Annotated in this window: 1 protein-coding gene; it reads right to left on the reverse strand. The window is 62.2% G+C overall.

Annotation, left to right across the window (positions count from 1 at the left end):
* Window positions 1–22: 22 nt before the first annotated feature.
* Window positions 23–1,170 (reverse strand): histidinol dehydrogenase (gene hisD / locus EOA22_RS34465; protein WP_127390654.1); only part of this gene is annotated, 1,148 nt, incomplete at its 5' end.

Raw genomic sequence — 1,170 nt, forward strand, 5'->3', positions numbered from 1 at the left:
CGACGTGCTTTGTTCAAGGTCGTCAAGCGGCGTTTCGGCCGCCGTAGCGCCGCACGCGGATATTGGCCTGCTCAGCTTGTCCGGCAAAACCTTCCAGCATGCACAACCTCGAGCAATATTCGCCGACCAGTCCACTGGCCTCGTCGGTGAGGATCCGCTGGTATGTGCAGGTCTTGAGAAATTTGCCGACCCACAGTCCGCCAGTATAGCGGGCTGCTTTCTTGGTCGGCAGCGTGTGGTTCGTGCCGATGACCTTGTCGCCAAATGCCACATTGGTGCGAGGCCCAAGGAACAAGGCGCCGTAGTTGGTCATGTTGTTCAAGAAGTAATCGGGGTCGCTCGTCATGACCTGCACATGCTCGGAAGCGATGCGGTCCGCCTCGCGCACCATCTCCTCATCGGACTCACACACGATCACTTCGCCGTAGTCTGCCCAGGCCTTGCCGGCGAGTTCCGCTGTCGGCAACCGCAGAAGCTGCCGTTCGACTTCGGCCATGGTTGCCCGGGCGAGCTTCTCGGAGGTGGTAAGCAAGACGGCGGGCGAGGTGGGCCCATGCTCGGCCTGGCCGAGGAGATCGGTTGCGCAGATCTCGCCGTCGACGCTTTCGTCGGCGATGATCAGTGTTTCGGGCGGGCCGGCGAAGAGGTCGATACCGACGCGGCCGAAGAGCTGGCGCTTGGCTTCGGCGACAAATGCATTGCCGGGACCGACCAGCATGTCGACCGGGGCGATAGTACCGGTGCCGAGCGCCATGGCGGCTACTGCCTGCACACCGCCAAGCACGTAGATTTCGTCGGCACCGCCCAGATGCATGGCGGCGACGATCGCCGGATGCGGGCCGCCGTGGAAAGGCGGTGCGCAGGCAATCACGCGCTTCACGCCGGCTACGCGCGCCGTGACCACGCTCATATGAGCCGAAGCAACCATCGGATATTTGCCGCCGGGCACATAACAGCCAACGGCATTGACTGGAATGTTGCGGTGGCCGAGTACGACGCCGGGCAGGGTCTCGACTTCGATATCCCTGATGGAATCGCGCTGATGCTGGGCAAAATTGCGCACTTGCGCCTGGGCGAAGCGGATGTCTTCGAGATCGCGTGGAGCAACCGCGGACAGGGCTTTTTCAATGTCCTGCTCGGAAAGGCGAAAGCTTTCTGGCGACCAGTTGT

The organism is Mesorhizobium sp. M7A.F.Ca.US.014.04.1.1 (assembly GCF_003998745.1).
GTDB classification, from domain to species: domain Bacteria; phylum Pseudomonadota; class Alphaproteobacteria; order Rhizobiales; family Rhizobiaceae; genus Mesorhizobium; species Mesorhizobium ciceri.